At 73.9% G+C, this 21,355-nt stretch carries 18 protein-coding genes; 11 read left to right on the top strand and 7 right to left on the bottom strand.

Annotated features, from left to right (window positions below; translation table 11 throughout):
- Window positions 1-39 precede the first annotated feature (39 nt).
- Together KPL59_RS36090 and KPL59_RS28840 are read right to left on the bottom strand one after the other, a co-directional pair.
- Window positions 40-3,798 carry a transglycosylase domain-containing protein gene (locus KPL59_RS36090; RefSeq protein ID WP_308187970.1) on the bottom strand — a complete coding sequence of 1,253 codons (3,759 nt, stop codon included), beginning with the start codon at window positions 3,796-3,798 and terminating at the stop codon, window positions 40-42.
- Window positions 3,799-4,250: 452 nt separating this feature from the next.
- Window positions 4,251-4,622: a nuclear transport factor 2 family protein gene (locus KPL59_RS28840; RefSeq protein ID WP_226362644.1), complete on the bottom strand. Its 372-nt coding sequence runs from the start codon at window positions 4,620-4,622 to the stop codon at window positions 4,251-4,253.
- Window positions 4,623-4,753: 131 nt separating this feature from the next.
- Here KPL59_RS28840 and thrS point away from each other — a divergent pair, with 131 nt between their 5' ends.
- The 8 genes from thrS (at window position 4,754) to KPL59_RS36600 (ending at window position 13,697) form a co-directional block, all read left to right on the top strand.
- A complete protein-coding gene (thrS, locus tag KPL59_RS28835) occupies window positions 4,754-6,811 on the top strand; it encodes a threonine--tRNA ligase (RefSeq protein ID WP_226362643.1) in 2,058 nt (685 codons plus the stop codon).
- A 9-nt stretch (window positions 6,812-6,820) separates the two neighbouring features.
- Window positions 6,821-7,378, top strand: coding sequence for an HIT domain-containing protein (locus KPL59_RS28830; RefSeq protein WP_020626618.1), 558 nt, complete (start codon window positions 6,821-6,823; stop codon window positions 7,376-7,378).
- Between the two features lie 95 nt (window positions 7,379-7,473).
- A complete protein-coding gene (gene pgsA / locus KPL59_RS28825) occupies window positions 7,474-8,088 on the top strand; it encodes a phosphatidylinositol phosphate synthase (protein ID WP_020626619.1) in 615 nt (204 codons plus the stop codon).
- The gene (locus KPL59_RS28820; RefSeq protein ID WP_226362642.1) at window positions 8,081-8,971 is read left to right on the top strand and encodes a phosphatidylinositol mannoside acyltransferase; all 891 of its coding nucleotides are present in this window, start codon (window positions 8,081-8,083) and stop codon (window positions 8,969-8,971) included. The genes pgsA and KPL59_RS28820 overlap by 8 nt, the downstream gene beginning before the upstream one ends.
- Entirely contained in the window at window positions 8,968-10,092 is a 1,125-nt protein-coding gene (locus KPL59_RS28815) for a glycosyltransferase family 4 protein (RefSeq protein WP_226362641.1), read from the top strand. Before KPL59_RS28820 ends, KPL59_RS28815 begins: the two co-directional genes overlap by 4 nt.
- Window positions 10,089-10,676 carry an NUDIX hydrolase gene (locus KPL59_RS28810; RefSeq protein WP_226362640.1) on the top strand — a complete coding sequence of 196 codons (588 nt, stop codon included), beginning with the start codon at window positions 10,089-10,091 and terminating at the stop codon, window positions 10,674-10,676. Before KPL59_RS28815 ends, KPL59_RS28810 begins: the two co-directional genes overlap by 4 nt.
- Window positions 10,677-10,692: 16 nt before the next feature.
- Window positions 10,693-11,610 carry a pyridoxal 5'-phosphate synthase lyase subunit PdxS gene (pdxS, locus tag KPL59_RS28805; RefSeq protein WP_226362639.1) on the top strand — a complete coding sequence of 306 codons (918 nt, stop codon included), beginning with the start codon at window positions 10,693-10,695 and terminating at the stop codon, window positions 11,608-11,610.
- A gap of 245 nt (window positions 11,611-11,855) precedes the next feature.
- A complete protein-coding gene (locus KPL59_RS36600; protein WP_305080585.1) occupies window positions 11,856-13,697 on the top strand; it encodes a glycoside hydrolase family 16 protein in 1,842 nt (613 codons plus the stop codon).
- Here the strand turns inward: KPL59_RS36600 and KPL59_RS28795 are convergent, their stop codons facing one another.
- Complete coding sequence (locus KPL59_RS28795; RefSeq protein ID WP_226359497.1) at window positions 13,698-14,258, bottom strand: helix-turn-helix domain-containing protein; 561 nt, start codon at window positions 14,256-14,258, stop codon at window positions 13,698-13,700.
- Window positions 14,259-14,312: 54 nt separating this feature from the next.
- Here KPL59_RS28795 and KPL59_RS28790 point away from each other — a divergent pair, with 54 nt between their 5' ends.
- From KPL59_RS28790 to KPL59_RS28780, 3 genes are read left to right on the top strand one after another with little or no spacing between them, the layout of a single operon-like run.
- Window positions 14,313-14,987: an AzlC family ABC transporter permease gene (locus KPL59_RS28790; RefSeq protein ID WP_075306727.1), complete on the top strand. Its 675-nt coding sequence runs from the start codon at window positions 14,313-14,315 to the stop codon at window positions 14,985-14,987.
- Window positions 14,984-15,292, top strand: coding sequence for an AzlD domain-containing protein (locus KPL59_RS28785; protein WP_082375354.1), 309 nt, complete (start codon window positions 14,984-14,986; stop codon window positions 15,290-15,292). Before KPL59_RS28790 ends, KPL59_RS28785 begins: the two co-directional genes overlap by 4 nt.
- Window positions 15,293-15,345: 53 nt before the next feature.
- Window positions 15,346-16,809, top strand: coding sequence for a DUF2867 domain-containing protein (locus tag KPL59_RS28780; RefSeq protein ID WP_226362638.1), 1,464 nt, complete (start codon window positions 15,346-15,348; stop codon window positions 16,807-16,809).
- Window positions 16,810-16,926: 117 nt separating this feature from the next.
- On the opposite strand, the gene KPL59_RS28775 is transcribed toward KPL59_RS28780, so the two are convergent.
- The 4 genes from KPL59_RS28775 to KPL59_RS28760 are packed head-to-tail and all read right to left on the bottom strand — an operon-like array spanning window position 16,927 to window position 21,295.
- Window positions 16,927-18,165: an ABC transporter ATP-binding protein gene (locus tag KPL59_RS28775; RefSeq protein ID WP_020621863.1), complete on the bottom strand. Its 1,239-nt coding sequence runs from the start codon at window positions 18,163-18,165 to the stop codon at window positions 16,927-16,929.
- Window positions 18,166-18,207: 42 nt separating this feature from the next.
- Window positions 18,208-19,041: a carbohydrate ABC transporter permease gene (locus tag KPL59_RS28770; RefSeq protein WP_226362637.1), complete on the bottom strand. Its 834-nt coding sequence runs from the start codon at window positions 19,039-19,041 to the stop codon at window positions 18,208-18,210.
- Complete coding sequence (locus tag KPL59_RS28765; RefSeq protein ID WP_226362636.1) at window positions 19,041-20,003, bottom strand: carbohydrate ABC transporter permease; 963 nt, start codon at window positions 20,001-20,003, stop codon at window positions 19,041-19,043. The genes KPL59_RS28770 and KPL59_RS28765 overlap by 1 nt, the downstream gene beginning before the upstream one ends.
- A complete protein-coding gene (locus KPL59_RS28760) occupies window positions 20,000-21,295 on the bottom strand; it encodes an extracellular solute-binding protein (RefSeq protein WP_226362635.1) in 1,296 nt (431 codons plus the stop codon). Before KPL59_RS28760 ends, KPL59_RS28765 begins: the two co-directional genes overlap by 4 nt.
- Window positions 21,296-21,355: the final 60 nt, after the last annotated feature.

Below are 21,355 nucleotides of genomic sequence, written 5' to 3'. Positions count from 1 at the left end.
CCGTCCACGGTAGCCCGGCGGTGGCGCGAACGGGGCGGATCAGCCGACGGTCGGGTCCGCGGCACGGCCCGCGTCGCCGCCGGGCTGGGTGTCGTCCTGCGGGGCGGGCAGCGGGTCGCCGGTGGCCTCCGGGGCGCCGGTCGGGTCCACGGGGGCCGGGGCAGGCGGCTCGGCGGGGGCGGCCGGTTCCGCTGTCGGCTCCGGGGTGGGCTCGGCGGAGGGCGTGCTGGTCGGCGTCGCCGGGGCGGTCGGCTCGTTGGGCGCCAGGGTGGAGGGTGCCTCGCCGATCGGCCTGAACGCCGGGAACTCGGTCGTGCCGGTGGCGCGCACGGTGTCGGACATGAACTCCTTCCACACCGATCCCGGCAGGTCGGAGCCGTTGATCGGGCGGCCGGAGGAGTCCTGGATCGGGTCGTTGCGGTCGGTGCCGACCCACACGGCCGTCGCGATCTGGGGGGTGAAGCCGGCGAACCAGGCGTCGTTGTTCTGGCCCTCGAAGCGCGACTGGACGGTGCCGGTCTTGCCGGCGGCCTCCTGCCCGTCGGGCAGCTGCAGCCCGTCGTTGTCGACGACGTTCATCATCGCCTCGACGACGTTGCGTGCCACCTGCTCGGGGAAACGCTGCTCGCCCTCGCCGGGCTGGTACTCGTAGAGCACGCGCCCGTCGGAGTCGACGACCTTGGACACCATGTGCGGGGGGTGCCAGACGCCGCCCGCGGCGATGGTGGCGTAGGCCGACGCCAGCTGGACCGGCGTGACCTCCTTGTTGCCCAGCGGGAGCCGCGCGTCCGGGTTGTCCAGCGGCGCGGTGATCCCGGCGAGCCGGGCGGCGTCGGCGACCTTCTGCGGTCCGACCTGCGCGGCGAGCTTGGTGAAGACGACGTTGTTGGAGATCGTCATCGCCTGCTTGAGGTCGCAGCGCGGGCAGTTGGCGCCCTCGGCGTTGCGCAGCCCCGGCCGCTCGGACCCGTCGAAGGTGGTGCCCAGGCCGATCGGCGGGTCGTTCAGGAGCCCGGCGAGCACGGCGAACGGCTTGAACGTCGACCCGGGCTGCTTCATGACCTGGGCGTAGTCGAGGCCGGTGCCGTTCGAGCCGCCGTAGTAGCCGACGATCCCGCCGGTGCGCGGGTCGATCGCGACGGCGCCGGTGCGCAGCAGCTCGGGCTCGCCGCGCAGCTTCTGCTCGACCGAGTCGGTGAGCTGCTGCTGGCGCTGCGGGTCGATCGTCGTCGTGACCTGGAGGCCGCCCTGGGCGAACGCCTGCTCGGAGATGCCCAGCGAGCCCAGTTCGGAGCGGACGGCGTTGAGGATGTGGCCGCGTGCGTCGGTCAGCGACGACGACCGGGAGGTGTTCTGCGGCGGGATCGTCTGTGGGAACACCGCGGCCTGCCGGTCGGCCGTGGAGATCCAGCCCTGGGCGTTCATGCCGTCGAGGACGAAGTTCCAGCGCTGTTTCGCCCGGTCCGGGGAGTTCGCCGGGTCCCAGTTGGACGGCGACTGGATGATCCCGGCGATCAGCGCGCCCTCGCTGGGGGTCAGCTGGGCCGCGGGCTTGCCGAAGTAGGCGAGGCTGGCGGACTCGATGCCGTAGGCGCCGCGGCCGAAGTAGATGGCGTTGAGGTAGTCGTTGAGGATCTCGTCCTTGGACTTCTGCCCGGAGACCTTCAACGAGACGATCAGTTCCTTGTACTTGCGCCAGTAGGTCGCGTCGTTGCCGACCAGGGTGTTCTTGACGTACTGCTGGGTGATCGTCGATCCGCCGCCGACGCCGCCGGTCAGCTGGTTGACCATCGCGCGCAGGATGCCGGTGAAGTCGAAGCCCGGGTTCGAGTAGAACGACCGGTCCTCGGCGGCGAGCACGGCCTCGCGCACGTGGATCGGGATGGCGTCCATCCCGACCTTGATCCGGTTGCCCTGCTCGGGCACCAGCCGGGCGAGCTGCCCGCCGTCGGCGTAGGAGACGGTGGCGATCTGGTTCTGCACGGCGTCGTCGGTGCTGGGGATCGGGAACAGCAGCCAGCCGATCCCGAGCAGCAGCAGCGGCAGCAGCACGATCGACGCGGCCGTCCCGACCAGCGAGTACACGATCTGCCGGCGGCGCCGGGTCCGGCGCTCCTCGGGGGTGAGGGCTGCCTTCTGGTCGGCGTCGAGGATGCCGAGGCGGCGACGCACGACACCCACTCCGGGGCCGACGAGTGCGATGACCCGGTCGAACGGTCCGTCGGGCTCGGCCCGGCGCCGGCGGCGCGGGCCGGGGGCCGCGGCGTCGACGAGTTCGGTGCCCGGGTCGTCGCCGGGGGCGGGGACCAGCGCGGTGGGTGCTCCGCCGTCGCTGCGTGGGCGGGCGGCGGGCACGAGCCCGGTGCGGGCCGCGGCGGCGGGGGTGAGCGCGGTCGCGGCGTCGTCGGGTCCGGGACGGCGGCGGCCGCCGGTGTGCGCGGGCAGGGCGTCCGTGGCGCTGCCGGCGCTCCCGTCCGGTTCGGGACGACGACGGCGTCCGGTGCGGAGGGTGCCGCTCGTGCCGCCCGGGGCCGCCGGGCCCGGGCTCGGTGCCGGAGGCGCGGCGAGGGCCGCGGTGGTAGCCGGAGTCACGGTGGTCGCCGGGGGCGCTGTGGTTGCCGGTGCCGCTGTGGTTGCCGGTGTCGCTGTGGTCGCCGGGGCGGCCGACGCCGGGGCGGGCCGTGCGGATCGGGTCGGGGGCACAGCGGGCCGTGGGACCGGCGGCAGCGACGGGTGCTCCCCGGGGCGGGGTGCGGCTGCCCGGGGTGCGGTGGCGTGGGGTGCGGCGACCGACGGGCCGGCGGCGGGACTCCGGCGGGGCCCGGTGTCCCGGCGCCCCGGGGTGGCAGCGGGCGGGGTGGGACGGCCGGCCGGCGCGGACGTCCCGGCCGGACGGGACGGCGCGCGGCCTGCCGACACGCCGGACGACGCGGGGCCGGAGGTCGCGGAGCCGGAGGGCGGGGGACCGGACGCCGCAGGGCCGCGCGCGGCAGGACCGGACGCGGCGGGACCGGACGCGGCGGGACCGGACGCGGTAGGGCCGGACGCGGTAGGGCCGGACCCGGCAGGGCCGCCGGGCCCGCCGGTGCCAGGACGCCGCTGTGGGCCGGTGGTGTGCCGGTTCCCGGTCGGCGTTGCCCTGCTCGGGGTGGCCCCGGTCGGCGTGGCCCCCGTGGGGGCGGGCGGGCCTGCGGGCGTCGCGCCGGTGGTGCCGGGCTGCGGGCCGGGTTCGCGGGGCACGGTGCCGCCGCGCACACGCAGCCCGACCTTCGTGCTGCCCCCGGAGCCGTGGGCCCCGGAGCCGTGGGCCCCGGAGCCGTGGGCCCCGGAGCCCGTCGCGGCGCCGTGCGCGGACGACCCGTTCGCGGCAGCACCGTTCGCAGCGGATCCGTCGGTGCGGGCGCCGTGCGCTGGGGCGCCGTTCGTCGGTGTCCCGGCGCCGGCGGAGGCGGCCTCGTCGGCCCGCCGGGAGCGTCGACGGCGGCCGTCCTCACCGGCACCGGGCGACCCGTTCGCGCCGGAACCTCGTGACCCGTCCGCGCCGGCGCCTCGCGGTCCGTCCGGGCCGGGGCGCGCGGTGGACCCGGTGGCCCGCACGACGTCGGTGAAGGACCGCGCCTCCGGGTCACCGGACCGCACACGCCCGCCGGCGGCGGGGGCGCCGTGCCGTGCCGGGGCGCCGGAGTCGGCGCGGGCGACCTGGTCGCTGCTGTGTCGTCCGGTCTGGTGTCGTCCGGTCGGGCGCTCCTCGGTGTCGACCGCAGGACCGGGAGCGGAGGCACCGTGGGAGCCGGACACACCGTAGGAATCGGACTCGGGAGAGCGGCGCGACCGCGGCGGTGGGGGCGGGCCTGCGGGCAACCGGCTCTCCCTTCTGGTCGTCTGCCGGCGCAGCCGGACGGTGGCGTGGTCTCACCCGGTCAACGAGCTCCCTGCCTCAACGAGGGACCGGAGGGCGGCGTTGTGCCCACCTGATCGACGTCACTCGAATGTCGGCACGTCAGCGGGGTGATGGCGCGCTCCGTGACCGGATCACCCGATCATGGTGCGGCATGTGGACCATCGTGCCCGCGGCCGAAGGGCTGCACAGGCGAGGCGATCACTGCATCGAGCAACGGCCGGTTGTGTGCGACGACGCGCGAGCGAGCCGGGGCCGGACGGCCGGACGGCCGCATCCGGCGGGACGACCGGCCGTCGTCGGTCGCCGGGCGGCGGCAACCCCGCCCCCGAGCTGCGGCGACGGGTCAGGGTCAGGACAGCAGCGGGCCCATGCGGTCGCGCAGTGCGACCGCGGCCGACAGCGGCCGCACGAGCACGGTCAGCTCGCGGATGCGGCCCTCGTCGTCGGTGCGCAGCACGTCGACCCCCTGCACCTCGCGCTCCCCGACGGTCGCGGTGAACTCGAGCACGTGGCCGTCGTCGCCGGAGTACTCGGCGACGTAGTGGAACCCGCCGAAGACGGTGAACACCGCGCCGAGGATGGGGCGCAACGCCTCCCGGCCCCGGTAGGGGCGGTGCACGACGGGCGAGCGGAACTCGACGTCGTCGCGGCAGAGGGCGACGGCCGCGTCGAGGTCTCCGGCCTCGATCGCGGCCCGGAAGCGGGTGGCGGCGTCGTTCACGTCCGCGATCATCCCCGGCCGCCCCGGTCGGGGGCCACCCGGCGGCCGTGTTCCCCGCGGTCGAAACCGGTTCGCGCCCCCCGACTAGCATCGGAGGTCCATCCGTTCGCACCACCGCAGGAGGCACCCCCGTGTCCGCACTGTCCGCCCCGCCAGCGTCCGCCCCGATCCGGGTGCCGGCCGGGACGACGGCCGGTGCGCGCGTCCGGGAGGGCGGGCTGCCGACCAGCGGTCCCGAGGCGATCGTCGTCGTGCGCGACGCCGAGGGCGTCCTGCGCGACCTGGCCTGGGCCCCCGAGGCCGAGGCCGAGGTCGTGCCGGTCCCGGCGAACACCGAGGAGGGGCGCAGCGTCATCCGGCACTCGGCGGCGCACGTGCTCGCCCAGGCCGTCCAGCAGCTGTTCCCGAAGGCCAAGCTGGGCATCGGCCCGCCGGTCACCGACGGCTTCTACTACGACTTCGACGTCGACACCCCCTTCACCCCCGAGGATCTGAAGAAGATCGAGTCGGCGATGAAGAAGATCGTCAAGTCCGGCCAGCGCTTCGAGCGCCGCCGCTACGCCTCCCGCGACGAGGCCCGCGCCGAGCTCGCCGACCAGCCGTACAAGCTGGAGCTGATCGACCTCAAGGGCGGTGCCGACTCCGACGGCGAGGTCATGGAGGTCGACTCCTCCGGCGAGCTCACCGTCTACGACAACGTGCACGCCCACACCGGCGCGACCGTCTGGTCGGACCTCTGCCGCGGCCCGCACCTGCCGACCACCAAGTACATCCCGGCGTTCTCGCTGACCCGCTCGGCCGCCGCGTACTGGCGGGGCGACCAGGCCAACGCCCAGCTCCAGCGGATCTACGGCACCGCGTGGGAGTCCCAGGAGGCGCACGACGCCTACCTGGAGCGCATCGCCGAGGCCGAGCGCCGCGACCACCGCCGCCTGGGCAGCGAGCTGGATCTGTTCAGCTTCCCCGACGAGATCGGGTCGGGCCTGCCCGTCTTCCACCCCAAGGGCGGGGTCGTCCGCAAGGAGCTGGAGGACCTCTCGCGTGAGCGGCACGCCGAGGCGGGCTACGAGTTCGTCTACACCCCGCACGCGACCAAGGGCGCGCTGTTCCAGAAGTCCGGGCACCTGGAGTGGTACGCCGAGGGCATGTACCCGCCCATGCAGCTCGACGCGGAGTACACCGCCGACGGCGAGCTCAAGCGGCCCGCGGTGGACTACTACCTCAAGCCGATGAACTGCCCGATGCACAACCTGATCTTCGCCTCGCGCGGGCGGTCCTACCGCGAGCTGCCGCTGCGGCTGTTCGAGTTCGGCACCGTCTACCGCTACGAGAAGTCCGGTGTCGTGCACGGCCTGACCCGGGCCCGCGGCTTCACCCAGGACGACGCGCACATCTACTGCACCCGCGAGCAGATGCAGGGCGAGATCCGCAGCCTGCTGCAGTTCGTGCTCGACCTGCTGCGCGACTACGGCCTCGACGACTTCTACCTGGAGCTGTCCACCCGCAACCCGGAGAAGTTCATCGGGTCCGACGAGTCGTGGGCCGAGGCCACCCAGGCGCTGCGCGACGCCGCCGAGAGCTTCGGTCTGGAGCTGCGCGACGACCCGGGCGGCGCCGCGTTCTACGCCCCGAAGATCTCGGTGCAGGCCCGTGACGCGATCGGCCGCTACTGGCAGATGTCGACCATCCAGGTCGACCTGATGCTGCCGGACCGCTTCGAGCTGGAGTACACCGCCTCCGACGGCTCCCGGCAGCGTCCGGTCATGATCCACCGTGCTTTGTTCGGGTCGATCGAGCGCTTCTTCGGCGTGCTCACCGAGCACTACGCCGGCGCCTTCCCGGCGTGGCTGGCGCCCGTCCAGGTCGTGGGGATCCCGGTCACCGAGGCCCAGGACGACTACGTCCGCGACGTCGCCGCCCGGCTGCGTGCCGCCGGCATCCGGGTCGACGTCGACTCCGGTGACGACCGCATGCAGAAGAAGATCCGCACCCACACCCTGGCGAAGGTGCCGTTCCTGCTGCTCGTCGGCGGACGCGACGTCGAGGCGGGGGCGGTCAGCTTCCGGTTCCGCGACGGCTCGCAGACCAACGCGGTGCCGGTCGAGCAGGCGGTCACCTCCATCATCGAGTGGGTGCGCTCGCGCACGAACACCTCGCCGACCGCGGAGAGCTTCCCGGCCGGCGCCTAGGATCGGCGCATGGAGCAGGAGTGGGTCCCGCAGGAGGGGACCGGGACGCCCGACGGCTTCGCCCGGCTGTGGACCCCGCACCGGCTCGCCTACATCCAGGGTGCCGGTGACACCGGCTGCCCGTTCTGCCGGATCGCCCGGGGGGAGACCCTGGGCGACTCGGCGGACCCGGACGCGGACAACCTCGTCGTCGCCCGCGGCGACGAGGTGTTCGCGCTGCTCAACCTGCACCCGTACAACCCGGGGCACCTGATGGTGCTGCCCTACCGGCACGTCGCGGACCTGGAGGATCTCACCGACTCCGAGGCCGGTGAGCTGATGGCGTTCACCCGGCAGGCCGTCGTGACCATGAAGAAGGTCGCGGCGCCGCACGCGTTCAACGTGGGGCTGAACCTGGGCCACGTCGCGGGCGGGTCGCTGGCCGAGCACCTGCACCAGCACGTCGTCCCGCGGTGGGGCGGGGACGCGAACTTCATCGCCGTCGTCGGGCAGACCAAGGTCATCCCGCAGCTGCTCGCCGAGACCCGCGACCAGCTGGCCCAGGCGTGGGAACCGCCACGCCGCTGACTCCGGCCGCACCTGCGGCGGGCGGATCCGGTGTCGGACTAGGCTGGGAGGGTCCCCCCACCGTCGCCGTCCTGCACGGGAGCACGCAGCCGCCGATGCTGAACCTGTTCGCCCGCGCGCACGTCAACCGGCTCACCGACCCCGTCGGACGAGCCCTGATCGACCGCGGTGTCAGCCCGGACACCGTCACGGTGCTCGGCACCGTCGGGGCCGTGGTCTGTTCGCTGGCGTTCCTGCCCACCGGGTGGCTGGCGCTCGGCGCGGTGCTGGTCACCCTGTTCGTGCTCACCGACCTGATCGACGGCGCAATGGCCCGTGCCCGCGGGCACGGCACCCCGTTCGGGGCGGTGCTCGACTCCACCTGCGACCGGATCGTCGACGGCGCCCTGTTCGCCGGGCTCGCCTGGTGGGCGCTGACCGGCGGGGCCGAGCCCCTCGCCGGTGCCGCCGCGCTGGTGGCGCTGGTCGGCGGCCAGATCGTGTCCTACGTCAAGGCCCGCGCCGAGTCCGTCGGGCTCACCGCCGAGGGCGGTCTCGTCGAACGCGCCGAACGGCTCATCCTCGGCCTGGTCGGGGCGTTCCTGTCCGGCGTCGGGGTGCCGTGGGCGCTGACCGTCACCCTCGTCGTGCTGGCGCTCGGGACGGCGGTGACCCTCGGCCAGCGGATCCTGGCGGTACGGCGGAGCTCCCGCGAGGCTCCCCGTGCCTGACCTGCGGGAACGCACGGCCGCCGCGCTCGGTGCCGCCGGGTACGCGGCGGGCTGGACGGTCGCGGGGCGGCTGCCCGCGGGCGTCGTGGAGCGGGTGTTCGACGCGGGCGCCGCGCTCGCGGTGCGCCGCGACGGCCCGGGGGTGCGGCGGCTGCGGCACAACCTGCGCCGGGTCCGCCCCGATGCGACCCCCGCCGAGCTCGACGCGCTGGTCGCCGCCGGGATGCGCAGCTACGCCCGCTACTGGCGGGAGGCGTTCGCACTGCCCGGGCTCGACCCCGCCGCGGTGCACGCCGCGATGGCGCCGCACGCCCACGGCGTCGCAGACGCACTCGCGGCCGTCCGGTCCGGGCGCGGGGTCGTGTTCGCCCTCCCGCACGCCGGCAACTGGGACCTGGCCGGGCTCTATCTGCTGCGCGAGCTCGACCGGCTCGGGCTCGAACCGGCGCTGACCACCGTCGTGCAGCGGCTGCGCCCGGAGCCGTTGTTCCGCCGGTTCCTCGCCTACCGGTCCGGGCTCGGGTTCGAGGTCGTGACCGCCGACGACCCCCGCACGGCGCACCGGGCGCTGACCGGGCGGCTGCGCCGCGGCGGCGTGGTCTGCCTGGTCGCCGACCGCGACCTGTCCGGCACCGGCACCGAGGTGACCTTCCTCGGGGGGCCCGCCCGGCTGCCGTCCGGCCCGGCCCGGCTCGCCCGGCTCACCGGTGCCGCGCTGCACCCGGCCTACCCCTACTTCACCGACGACGCCTGGGGCGTCGAGGTCGGCGCGCCGGTCCTGCCCGGTCCCGACGCCGTCCAGCGCCTCGCCGACGCCTTCGGCGACATGATCGCCCGCCGTCCGTGGGACTGGCACATGCTCCAACCGGTCGGTGCGGGATGAGGATCGGGATCGTCTGCCCGTACTCCCTCGAGGTCGCCGGGGGAGTGCAGCGCCACGTCCTGGACCTCGCCGCCGCGCTGCGCGGGCTCGGGCACACGGTCGAGGTCCTGGCCCCGGCGACCGGCACGGCGCCGGAGTTCGTCACCCCGGCCGGACGGGCCGTCGGCGTCCCCTACAACGGCTCCGTCGCCCGCGTCGCGTTCGGCCCGATGACCCGCCACCGCACCCGGCGCTGGCTCGCCACGCACGACTTCGACGTGCTGCACGTGCACGAGCCGACGACCCCGTCGGTGTCGGCGCTGGCGCTGCTCGACGCCCGCGGGCCGGTCGTCGCGACCTTCCACACCTCCACCGAGCGGTCCCGGGCGCTCGCGGCGTTCGGACCCATGGCGCGGCCCCTGCTGGAACGGGTGACGGCGCGGATCGCGGTGTCGGCGACCGCGCGCCGGGTGCAGGTCGAGCACCTGGGCGGGGACGCCACCGAGATCCCCAACGGCGTCGACGTCGCCCGGTTCGCCCACGGACCGGCGCTGGACCTGCCGCCCGCGGTGCGGGTCGGCTACGTCGGCCGCTTCGACGAGCCCCGCAAGGGCATGCCGGTGCTGCTGGACGCGCTGCGCCGGGTCGTCGCCGACCGGCCGGACGTGCGGCTGCTCGTCGTCGGCCGCGGCGACGGCGACCGGCTGCTGCGCACCGCTGGGCCCGGGCTGGCCGAGCGGATCGACCTGCTCGGTCCGGTCGACGAGGAGACCAAGGCCGCCGCGCTGCGCTCGGTCGCGGTGTTCTGCGCACCGCACCGCGGCGGGGAGAGCTTCGGGATGGTGCTGACCGAGGCGATGGCCGCGGGCGCCCCGGTGCTGGCCGCGGACCTCGAGTCCTTCCGCGCCGTCCTCGACGACGGCCGCGCCGGCGCCCTGTTCCCGCCCGGCGAAGGCGCCGCCCTGGCCGCCGCGCTGTCCGGCCTCCTCGACGACGACACCGCCCGGGCCCGGCTCGCCGCCGCCGGTCGGGAACGGGTGCAGCGCTACGACTGGCCGGTCGTCGCCGGGGACGTGCTGCGCGTGTACCGGGCCGCGATCGCCGCCGCACCGCGACCGCTGGTGCGCGGGGGCGCGCGGTGAGCACCGCCGTCGTCGCCGGGACGGCGGTCCTCGCGGCACTGCTGGTGGCGGCTCTCACCCTGTGGTGCGTGACACGGGTCCGACGCCTGCACCGGCTGCACGTGCGGGTCGACGCCGCCCGCGCCGGGCTCGCCGCGGCCCTGGACGCCAGGGCCCGGGTCGCGCTCGCCGTCGCCGACGCGCTCGGTCCCGCCGCGCCACCGGAGCTGCGCCGGGCCGCCGTCGCCGCGCGTGCGCTGCCCGCCCCGGCGCCGGACGGCCGCGACCCGGCCGGGAGCCGCGCCGCCCGCGAGGCCGCGGAGAACGCCCTGACCAGGCAGCTCGCCGCCGTCCGGCGGGGGCCGGGGGAGCCCGCGCCCTGCGGCGACCTCGCCGAGGCGGAGGCGCTGGTCGTGCTGGCCCGCCGGGTGCACAACGACGCCGTCCGCGACACCCGTGCGTTGCGGTCCCGGCGGCTGGTCCGGATGCTGCGGTTGTACGGGACCGCACCGGAGCCGGTGTACTTCGAGATCGCCGATCCGGAACCGCCGCGTTCACCTGCGCGACCTCACGTAGAATCGCGACGCAGTCCGACCGTCATGTGAGGAGCTCCGATCACCCGTGTCCGCAGCTGAGAACACCCCCGACACCGCCGGTCCGCAGCACGGCACCGCGCGGGTGAAGCGCGGGATGGCCGAGATGCTGAAGGGCGGCGTGATCATGGACGTCGTCACCCCGGATCAGGCCAAGATCGCCGAGGACGCCGGGGCCGTCGCCGTCATGGCCCTCGAGCGCGTCCCGGCCGACATCCGTGCCAACGGCGGCGTGGCCCGTATGTCGGACCCGGACATGATCACCGGCATCGTCGAGGCCGTGTCCATCCCGGTCATGGCGAAGGCCCGCATCGGCCACTTCGTCGAGGCCCAGGTCCTGCAGTCACTGGGTGTGGACTACATCGACGAGTCCGAGGTGCTGACCCCGGCCGACGAGGCGCACCACATCGACAAGTGGAGATTCACCGCCCCCTTCGTCTGCGGCGCCACCAACCTCGGTGAGGCCCTGCGCCGCATCTCCGAGGGCGCGGCGATGATCCGCTCGAAGGGCGAGGCCGGCACCGGCAACGTCGTCGAGGCCACCCGGCACATGCGCTCGATCCGCGCCGAGATCGGCCGGCTCGCCTCGCTCGACGCCGCCGAGCTCTACATCGCGGCCAAGGAGCTGCGCGCCCCGGTCGAGCTGGTCGCCGAGGTGGCCCGCACCGGGAAGCTGCCGGTCGTGCTGTTCACCGCCGGTGGCATCGCGACCCCGGCCGACGCCGCGATGATGATGCAGCTCGGCGCCGAGGGTGTGTTCGTCGGTTCCGGCATCTTCAAGTCCGGGGACCCGGCGCAGCGCGCGTCGGCGATCGTGAAGGCCACGACCTTCCACGACGACCCCGAGATGATCGCGAAGGTCTCCCGCGGTCTCGGTGAGGCGATGGTGGGCATCAACATCGCCGACATCCCCGACGAGCAGCGTTACGCCGCTCGCGGCTGGTAAGCACCCCCCGCTCCGCCCCGAGAGCCCCGTCCGGCACGCCGCCGGACGGGGCTCTCGTCGTTCCGGGGACCACGGTCCGGTGACCCGATCGGTCCCCCGGACGCGTGGGTCGTCCGTTCCGGACACGTTCCGCGGTCGCTCGGTGGAGGGGTTGCCTACTCGATGTGGTGACAGAGGGCTCGTGGTGACGCTGTGGCATCTAGCGTGCGATGTGGATCAGGAGACCACTGTTACGGAGGAGCCTGATGGGACGCTCTGTGAGGGTCGTGGCGATCGCCGCCGCGATGTTGATCAGTTTTCCGGCCGCGGCGTTCGCGGACACCGGAGACGGTCGAGCGGGTGCGACGACGACCGCGGACTGCCCCACGACGGGCGCCACCCCGGGCGGGGGAGCCGGTTCGGGTGGTCCGGTCACCGGCGGTGACGGAGATGCCGGGTCGGGGAAGCCCGACGCCTCCGCTGCCCCCGGGACGGGCGAGCCCGGGGGAGACGGTGCGTCCGGGAGCGGCTCCGGTGACGACGGGGGATCGTCGGGGTCGGGTGGCTCGGGGAGCGATGCGGGGTCCGGCTCGGGTGGTGACCGTGGCTCCGGCTCCGGCTCCGGCTCCGGCTCCGGCTCGGGTTCGGGCTCCGGCGGAGACCAGGGGTCGGGTTCCGGTGGGGACTCCGGCAACACGACGTCGGGCACGGGCGACTCCGGCTCCGGCGACAGGGGGTCCGGCGACGACACATCCCCGGGCGGTACGACGTCCCCGGGCGGCGACACCGGCTCCGGCGGCGACCAGGGTTCCGGCGGGGACCACGGATCGGACGGCGCCACGGGCTCCGGTGGCGACTCCGGCTCCGGCGGCGACCAGGGAGCCGACCAGGGGTCCGGCGGCGGCTCCGGCAGCGGCAAGGGCTCCGGCAGCGACAAGGGCGCCGGAGACCAGAAGGGCGCCGGGGACCAGAAGGGCGCCGGGGACCAGAAGGGCGCCGGGGACGACAAGAGCGCCGCAGACGACAAGGGCTCCGACCCGGCCTCGGGCCACGACACGACCTCGGGCGACGGCCAGGGCGGTTCGGCCGGCGACCAGGGCGATAAGAGTGACCAGGCCGGATCCGGCGGCGACCAGGGCGGAGAGCGGGGCTCACCCTCGGACACGACCTCGGCGACCGCGAACCCGGGCGCGGCGCCCGGCGGCGCCACGACCACCCCGACCGACACCTCGGCCCCCGGCGCGACCCCGGCCCCCGCGGACTGCGCCGCAGGCGCGGCCCCGGCAGGCCCTGCGGCCCCGGCGGTCCCGTCCTATCCGGGTGCGGCGACCAGCGCCGCCGTCGAGCACGGCTGGGGCGAGCCCACCAAGGTCGACGACTTCAACGGCGACACCCTCACGGGCTGGAGCCCCTACGACGGCCCCGGCCACGCCGGAAAGGGGACCCGTTCCCCGTCGGCGATCTCGGTGAAGGACGGCGTGCTCACCATCGACGGCGACGCCGACGGCACCACCGGCGGCATGGCCTGGTCCGACAGCAGCCAGAAGTACGGCCGCTGGGAGGGCCGGGTGCGGGCGCCCGCGTCGGACCCGTCGTACAACGCGTTGCTGCTGCTCTGGCCGACCGCGGAGAACTTCCCGGTCGGCGGCGAGATCGACTTCATGGAGATGACCGACCACACCCGGCAGAAGACCAACCTGTTCCTGCACTACGGCGAGGACAACTCCCAGGTCCAGGGCTCGGTCGACATCGACGCGACCCAGTGGCACAACTGGGCGGTCGAGTGGACGCCGAAGGGCGTGACCGCCTTCGTCGACGGCAAGCAGTGGTGGCACACCGACGACACCTCCATCCTGCCTCCCGGGCCGATGCACCTGACCATCCAGCTCGACTGGTTCCCCAAGGGCGGCGGCGACGTGAAGCCCTCGGAGATGCAGGTCGACTGGGTCCGTCAGTACGCGCTGCCCGGGTCGGAGAAGGGCGAGGGCGGCTCGGGCAGCTCGGGCGGCAACGACGAGGGGCTCCTCGACGGACTGCTGCACCGCATCACCGAGGGCGGTCCGGACCCCGAGCCCGGCTCGGCGACCCGCGGCGCGAGCGGCACCTGATCAGCGGTACTCCATCACCAGCACCGCGGTGGCCCCCGGGGTGAGCGCCCGGTAACTGTGCGGCCGGTCGGCGGGGAAGGTGACGTGGTCACCCGGGTCGAGCTCGACCTGCTCGTCGTCCGGCCCGGCGCTCCACCGGCCCGTGGACACCACCATGTGCTCGACGGTGCCGGGGGAGTGGGCGTCGGCCGTCCGCGCCGGCCCGGGTTCGCAGGTGATGAGGTGCAGGTCGCGGCGAGCGCCCGGCGGACAGGGCGACAGCAGTGCGCCGGTGTACGCGGCCTCCTCCGACCGGATCGCGGGACGGTCGGCGAAGCGCACCACCCGCAGCGGCGACGACGGCGGCTCCACCAGGGCGCTGAACGGCACTCCCGCGACCACGGCGATCGCCCACAGCGTCTCGACGCTCGGGTTGCCGGTGCCCGCCTCCAGCTGCGACAGCGTCGACTTCGCGATCCCCGCGCGCCGGGCCAGCTCGGCCGAGGAGATCCCGAGGCGTTCGCGCTCCCGGCGGATGGCCGCCGCGATCGTCGCGAGCGGCGGCTCAGGCGTTCGGTTCATCGTTCTCCTCGTTCGACTTGACGAACACAGGCGGTGTTGTTCACTGTATCGGGCATGCGTTCGATACAGCGAACGACCCGCGGGGACGTCCGCGATGCGCTCACCATCTCGGTGGCCGTCGCCGTCGTCGGGGTGTCCTTCGGCGCGCTCGCGCCGGCCGCCGGGCTGTCCCCGGCCATGACGATGGCGATGTCGCTGCTGGTGTTCGCGGGCGGCGCCCAGCTCCTCGTCACCGGGGTGCTCGCCGCCGGCGGAGGCATGTGGGCCGCCGTCGCCGCGGGGCTGGTGCTCAACCTGCGGCACCTGCCGTTCGGCCTGGCGCTGGCCCGCCACCTGGGTGGGGGCTGGGCGCGGCTGCCCGCGGCCCACGTCGTCACCGACGAGTCGACGGCGTTCGTGCTGGCCCGCACCGACGTCCCCGGGCGGGGGTGGCGTGCGTTCCGGATCCTCGGCGTTGTGAAGTACCTGTGCTGGCAGCTCGGCACCGCGGCCGGTCTCGTGCTCGGCGCGAGCGTGCCGGACCCGGGCGCGTTCGGCCTGGACGCGGCCTTCCCCGCCGCGATGCTGGCGATGCTCGTCCCGATGCTGCGCCGGGTCGACGCCCGCCGGGTCGGTGCCGCCGCGGCAGCGGTCTCGCTGGCCTGCGCACCGTTCCTGCCGGCGGGGCTGCCCGTGCTGGCCGGCCTGCTCGGCGTCACCGCCGCCGGACGGACGGAGGAGCAGTCGTGACCGTCGCCGCCCTGCTCGTCCTCGCCGGCGGGACCTACCTCATGCGGCTGCTGCCGCTCGTCCTGCACGACCGGGTCGCCCTGTCACCGCGCACCGTCCGCCTCGTCGAGCTGGGCGCGGTCGGGCTGCTCGTCGCGCTCGTCGCCACCGGCACCTGGTTCGAGGGGGCCGGGTTCGCCGGCTGGGCCCGCCCGGCCGGGGTGGCCGTGGCCGCGGGTGCGCTGCTGCTGCGGATGCCGTTCGTGCTGGTCGTCGTCCTCGCCGCGGCGACGACGGCCGGGCTGCGCCTGGCCGGGATCGGCTGAGTCGGTCGTCACCCCGGCGCGCGCCCCGCGCCGGGGACCGCGAGGATCACCCCATGCTCGTGCTCGTCCTCGGTGCCACCGGCTACGTCGGGTCCCGGCTCGTCCCACGCCTGCTCGACGCCGGCCACGACGTGCGGGTGCTCGCCCGCACCCCGGCCAAGCTCGCCGCGCACCCGTGGGGCGACCTGGTCGACGTCGCCCGCGGCGACGCCCAGGACGCGGCCGACGTGCGCCGGGCCTGCGAGGGCGTCGACGCCGTCGTCCACCTGGTGCACGCGATGGACGGCCCCGGCTACGACGCACGGGACCGCGCCGCCGCGCACGCCCTGGCCGACGGGGCCGCCGCGGCCGGCGTGCGTCGCATCGTCTACCTGGGCGGACTGCAGCCCGCGGCCGGCACCCGGCGGGTGTCGCAGCACCTGTCCTCGCGCCGCGAGGTCGGCGACATCCTGCTCGCCGGCCCGGTGCCGACCGCGGTGCTGCGCGCCGGGATCGTCGTCGGGACCGGCTCGGCCAGCTTCGAGATGATCCGCCACCTCACCGAGACGGCGATGGGCGGTCCCCTGCTCCTGCCGCTGCCCGACCGGGCGTGGAACCGGATCCAGCCGATCGCCGTCGACGACGTGCTGTACGACATCGTCGGCTGCCTCGACCTGCCCGCCGAGGTGGACCGGGCGTTCGACGTCGGCGGCCCCGACGTGCACACCTACCGCTCCCTGATGAGCGAGTTCGCCGCCGAGGCCGGGCTGCTGCGGCCGTTCCCGGTGCCCGTCCCGCTGTCCGCGCCGCGGCTCACCGCCCGCGCCGTCGCCGCGCTCACCCCGGTCGGCCGGGGCCTGGCCGAGCCGCTGGTCGAGTCGATGCGCCACGAGCTGGTGGCCGACCCCGACGACCTCGCGGCCCTCGACGTGCTCATCGGCACCCCGCCCGGCGGACGGACCCCGTACCGCACCGCGGTCCGCCGTGCCCTCGACGGCGTCGGCGCGGCCGGACCGGGGCCGTCCGACCCGCCCGGCACCGGTCCGCTGGAGTGGTCGACGACCGACACCCGCGACGTGGCCGCCCCCGCCCACGCCGTCTGGTCGGTGATCGAGACGCTCGGCGGCCCGCACGGCTGGTACACCGTCCCGGGCGTCGCGACGCTGACCGGCCACCTCGACATCCTGGCCGGCGGGCCCGGCGTGGTCCCGCGGCGGCAGGGCGACGGCCCGGCCCGGCTCGTCCCGGGGGAGCCCCTGGACCGCTGGATCGTCGAGGCGGTCGAGCCGGCGCACCGGCTGGTGCTGCGGGCCGCCGACCGGCTGCCCGGCGACGCCCGGCTGGAGCTCGCCGTCGCCCCGACCGACCGGCTGACCAGCCGCTACACCCAGACCCTGCGGTTCGCCCCGCGCGGGATGGCCGGGCGGCTGGGGTGGCTGGCGGCCTACCCCTCGCAGCGCTTCGTGTTCGCGGTGATGGCCCGGACCCTGGCCGGGGTCGCCGAGACCCGCTACCGGCGCGAGGTCCGCGCCCTCTGACGCCCACGCACCACCCCGCTGCTCCGCCGCATGGGGTGCTGCTGCGCCCGGGACGCGGGAGGCGGGTGCCGGGACGCGCGGTGCCGCACCCGCACGGGTGCGGCACCACGCGGCGCGTCAGCCCTGGCCGCGGGCCTGCGCGACCTGCTCGGCGCGGTCCTCGGCCGCGAGCCGGGTCAGCTCGGCGCCGGCCTCGGGGTCGCGGGTGAGGTTCTCGCCCGACTCCGGGTCGAACACGTGGATCTTCCGCGCGTCCAGCCAGAACTCGGCGTCGCGGCCCTCCCGGATCCGGCTGGTCGAGTCGATCGACACGATCGCCTGGGTGCGCAGCTGGTCGGCATCGAGCTCGCGGGACAGCTCCTTGAGCTTGGTCTCCACCTCGGCCGGGGCCTCGTAGGGGATGTAGGCGTACTGCGAGTCGCCCAGCCACTCGGTCACGTCGACCTTCGCGGTGAAGGTGGAGCCGACGTGCTTCTTCGCCTCGTCGACCAGGGAGGCGTCCTCGAAGTACTCCGGGCGGATCCCCACCAGCACCAGGTCGCGACCGGTGATCTTCTCGGCGCGCGCGGCGTCGAGCTCGATCGGACCGAACGGCGTCTCCAGTGTGCTCCCGGAGACCGTCGCGGGCAGGAAGTTCATCGGCGGCGACCCGATGAACCCGGCGACGAACAGGTTGACCGGCTGTTCGTAGAGCTCGCGCGGCGAGGCGACCTGCTGGATGACACCCTTGCGCAGCACGCAGACCCGGTCGCCGAGGGTCATCGCCTCGGTCTGGTCGTGGGTGACGTAGACCGTGGTGATGCCGAGGCGGCGCTGCAGCCGGGCGATCTCGGTGCGCATCTGCCCGCGCAGCTTCGCGTCCAGGTTGGACAGCGGCTCGTCGAACAGGAACGCGTCGGCGTCGCGGACGATGGCGCGGCCCATCGCGACCCGCTGGCGCTGACCGCCGGACAGGTTCGCTGGCTTGCGCTGGAGGTGCTCCTGCAGCTCCAGGACCTTCGCCGCGGCGTCGACCTTCTGCCTGACCTCGTCCTCGGGTGCCTTGGCCAGGCGCAGCGGGAACGCGATGTTCTCGAAGACCGACAGGTGCGGGTAGAGCGCGTAGTTCTGGAACACCATCGACAGGTTGCGGTCCCGCGGGGCCTTGTCGTTGACCCGGTTGCCGGCGATGATCATGTCGCCGGAGGTGATGTCCTCCAGGCCGACGATCATCCGCAGCAGCGTCGACTTCCCGCAGCCGGACGGGCCGACGAGGATCATGAACTCGCCGTCGGCGATGTCCATGCTCACGTCGTTCACGGCCGGGAAGCCGTCCCCGTACTTCTTGACGATGTTCTTCATCTCGATCGACGCCATGGCCGGTCGGTTCCTTTCCGTGTTGCGGAGCGGCAGGGCGTCTCAGCCCTTGACGGCGCCGTTGGTCAGACCGGCGACGATGCGCCGCTGGAAGATCAGGACGAGCACGACGACGGGGATGGTCACGATCACCGCGGCGGCGGCGATCGGGCCGTTGGGCGACTCGAACTGCGACGCTCCGGAGAACAGGCCCAGCGCGGCCGGGACCGGGCGGGACGCGCCGGTCGAGGTCAGCGAGATGCCGTAGGCGAAGTCGTTCCAGGCGATGAAGAACGCCAGGATCGCGGTGGTGAACACCCCGGGCGTCGCCAGCGGGACGATCACCTTGCGGAACGCCTGCCAGGTGGTGGCGCCGTCGACCTGGGCGGCCTGCTCCATCTCCCACGGGATCTCGCGGAAGAACGCCGACATGGTCCAGATCGACAGCGGCAGGGTCAGCGACAGGTAGGGGATGATCAGGCCGGGCCAGGTGTCGTAGAGCCCGATCTGGCGCCACAGGTTGAACAGCGGCGTCACGATCGAGATGACCGGGAAGATCGCCACCGCCAGCGCGGTGGACAGGATCAGCTTCTTGCCCCGGAAGTCGAGCCGGACGATCGCGTAGGCGGCAAACATCGACAGCACGCACGCCAGGAACGTCGCGATGATGCAGATGCCGAAGGAGTTGCGCAGCGCGGGCAGGAACAGCTCGGCCGCGTCGCCGACGAGGATCTGTTCGTAGTTGCTCCACGACACCGACGTCGGCAGGAACTGCTTGTTGGCGATGTCGTCGCTCGACTTCAGCGACAGCGACACGATCCAGCCCACCGGGAACAGGGCGTAGACGACGATCGCGATGCCGGCCACGATCCAGAGGATTCGCTCGCGGGTGGACATCACTTCTCCCCTCGGGCCTGGGACAGGTCGACCTTGAACCCCTTGATGAAGCCGACGCAGATGATCACGACGGACAGGAACAGCAGGACCGACACCGCGGAGCCGAGCCCGATCTCGACCCGGGCGATGGTCTGGCGGTAGGCCAGGAACGACACCGTCTCGGTGTTGTTCGCCCCCGCCGTCATGACGAACACCGAGTCGAACACGCGGAACGCGTCCAGGGTCCGGAACAGCAGGGCGACCATGATCGCCGCCTTCATGTTCGGCAGCGTCACCTTCCACATCCGCTGCCACCAGGTCGCGCCGTCGACGCGGGCGGCCTCCTGCAGCACGTCGGGCACCTGGGCCAGACCCGCGAGCAGCAGCAGCGAGATGAACGGGGTGGTCTTCCAGATCTCGGCCAGGCAGATCACGAACAGCGACGAGCCGGTCGAGCCGAACCAGTCGGTGTCCGCCGAGACCCCGGGCAGCCAGTCGAACCAGGAGTTGACGAAGCCCGAGTCCAGGGAGAACGCGTACTGCCAGGAGAACGCCGACACGACCGTGATGACCGCGTACGGGATCAGGATCGCCGCGCGCAGGACCGGCCGGATCGCCTTCAGCGCGTTCATCATCACCAGCGCCAGCAGGAAGCCGAGCACCAGCTCGACCGCGACGGTGACCACGGTGATGAACACCGTGACGCCGAACGAGGTCCACCAGATCGAGTCGGTGAGGATGACCGCGTAGTTCTTCAGGCCGACGAACGAGATGTTCTCCGGGTCGGTCAGCCGGTAGTCGAACAGCGAGTAGTAGACGGCCTGGACGATCGGGTAGGCCGTCACCAGCAACATCACGGCGAACGCCGGCCCGGCCAGGTACCAGCCGAGCTTCTGCTCGGCGCGGGCCCGGTCGCTGCCACCGCGCGGGGCGGGCGCCGCCCCCGCGGCGGGGCGCGCCGTGGGCGACTCCGTCGTCGTCACAGGAGCTCCTCCTTGGCCAGGACCGCCTTGATCAGCGCGGCGGTCGCGGGACCGACGGTCGGCGGGTCGATGCCCGCGGTCGGGTGGTAGGTGCGCTGGATCGACTCGGAGACCTCGCTGTAGTACGGGGTCTGCGGTCGCGGCTTGGCCTGCTGCAGCGACTGGGCGATCACCGGGGCCATCGGGAACTTCTTCACCACGTCCGGGTCGGTGAACACCGAGATCCGGGCGGCCGGGTTGCCGTTGGTGAGGAAGTACTGCTTCTGGTTCTCGGTCGAGACGATGCACTCGGTGGCCTTGTAGGCCAGGTCGACGTGATTGCTGAACGCGCCGACGCCGAGGTTGATGCCACCGTAGGGTGGCGACGAGGGCCTGCCGGCCTCGGTCTGCGGGTAGAGCGCCGCGCCGAAGTCGTCCGGTGTGGACTGCGGGACGGTACCCGCCTCGACCGCGCTGTTGACCTTGCCCCAGACGAACGGCCAGTTCACCTGGAACATCGCCTCACCGGCCTGGAAGGCGTTGGAGTTCTCGTCCTCGGAGTTGGTCGAGAACCCGGGACCGCCGACGGCGGAGACGGCCTTCATGATCGCCGCGGCCTTCGTCGCGGCGGGGGAGTCCAGCCCGAGCTGCACACCCGCCGGGTCCTGCGGCGAGGCGTTGGTGATGATCTGGCCGCCGCCGCCCTCCACCAGCGCGTTCAGCCAGACGGTCAGCGACTCGGCCCGGATGCCCTGCGCGGCGATGATCGAGTTCTTCGACCGTGCGGCCGCCACGACCTGGTCCCACGTGACCGGCTTCGACATGTCCAGCCCGGTGCCGGCGACCTGGGACTTGCGGTACCAGAGCAGCTGGGTGTTGGCCCAGAACGGCACCGTGACCAGCCTGCCGTTCCAGCTCGCGCCCTCCTTCGCGGAGTTCACGATCCCCGCGGTGGTCCGCCGGGCGACGTCCTCGGGCACCGGGGCGAGGAACTTCGCCTCGGCGAACTCGGGGATGTAGGGCGGGTCGATGGACATGATGTCGATCGAGCTGTCGTTCGCCGCGAGCCGGCGGATCAGCTGTTGGCGCTGCTCCGCGGACTGGCGCGGCAGCACCGACACCGCGATCGAGTACTGGCCGTTCGACGCCGCCGAACAACGCTGGGCGATCTCGGCCTGCCCGCCGTCGTCGGGGTTGATGTACCAGTTGAGGACCGGCGGGCCCGCGGGTGCGCCTCCGCAGCCCGCCAGCAGGGCGAGGGCGACGGCGGCCGCACCCGCGGCCAGCGTCCTCCTCCACCGTGTGCGACGCATGGTCAACTCCGAACTCCCGTGTTCGATACCGTTGCTGTCCCGACGCACGTCGGCGTCGCT

The sequence above is a fragment of the Pseudonocardia sp. ICBG1142 genome, assembly GCF_020496255.1.
In the GTDB taxonomy this organism is placed as follows: domain Bacteria; phylum Actinomycetota; class Actinomycetes; order Mycobacteriales; family Pseudonocardiaceae; genus Pseudonocardia.
Note: the sequence above shows the minus strand (reverse complement) of the source record. Positions and strands in the feature narration are given on the sequence as shown.

Coding starts and splice junctions, on each gene's coding strand:
- KPL59_RS28830 (WP_020626618.1), top strand. CDS start 6,821: ATGGAGCAGGAGTGGGTCCCGCAGGAGGGGACCGGGACGCCCGACGGC.
- pgsA (WP_020626619.1), top strand. CDS start 7,474: ATGCTGAACCTGTTCGCCCGCGCGCACGTCAACCGGCTCACCGACCCC.
- KPL59_RS28815 (WP_226362641.1), top strand. CDS start 8,968: ATGAGGATCGGGATCGTCTGCCCGTACTCCCTCGAGGTCGCCGGGGGA.
- KPL59_RS36600 (WP_305080585.1), top strand. CDS start 11,856: ATGGGACGCTCTGTGAGGGTCGTGGCGATCGCCGCCGCGATGTTGATC.
- KPL59_RS28795 (WP_226359497.1), bottom strand. CDS start 14,258: ATGAACCGAACGCCTGAGCCGCCGCTCGCGACGATCGCGGCGGCCATC.
- KPL59_RS28790 (WP_075306727.1), top strand. CDS start 14,313: ATGCGTTCGATACAGCGAACGACCCGCGGGGACGTCCGCGATGCGCTC.
- KPL59_RS28780 (WP_226362638.1), top strand. CDS start 15,346: ATGCTCGTGCTCGTCCTCGGTGCCACCGGCTACGTCGGGTCCCGGCTC.
- KPL59_RS28775 (WP_020621863.1), bottom strand. CDS start 18,165: ATGGCGTCGATCGAGATGAAGAACATCGTCAAGAAGTACGGGGACGGC.
- KPL59_RS28770 (WP_226362637.1), bottom strand. CDS start 19,041: ATGTCCACCCGCGAGCGAATCCTCTGGATCGTGGCCGGCATCGCGATC.
- KPL59_RS28760 (WP_226362635.1), bottom strand. CDS start 21,295: ATGCGTCGCACACGGTGGAGGAGGACGCTGGCCGCGGGTGCGGCCGCC.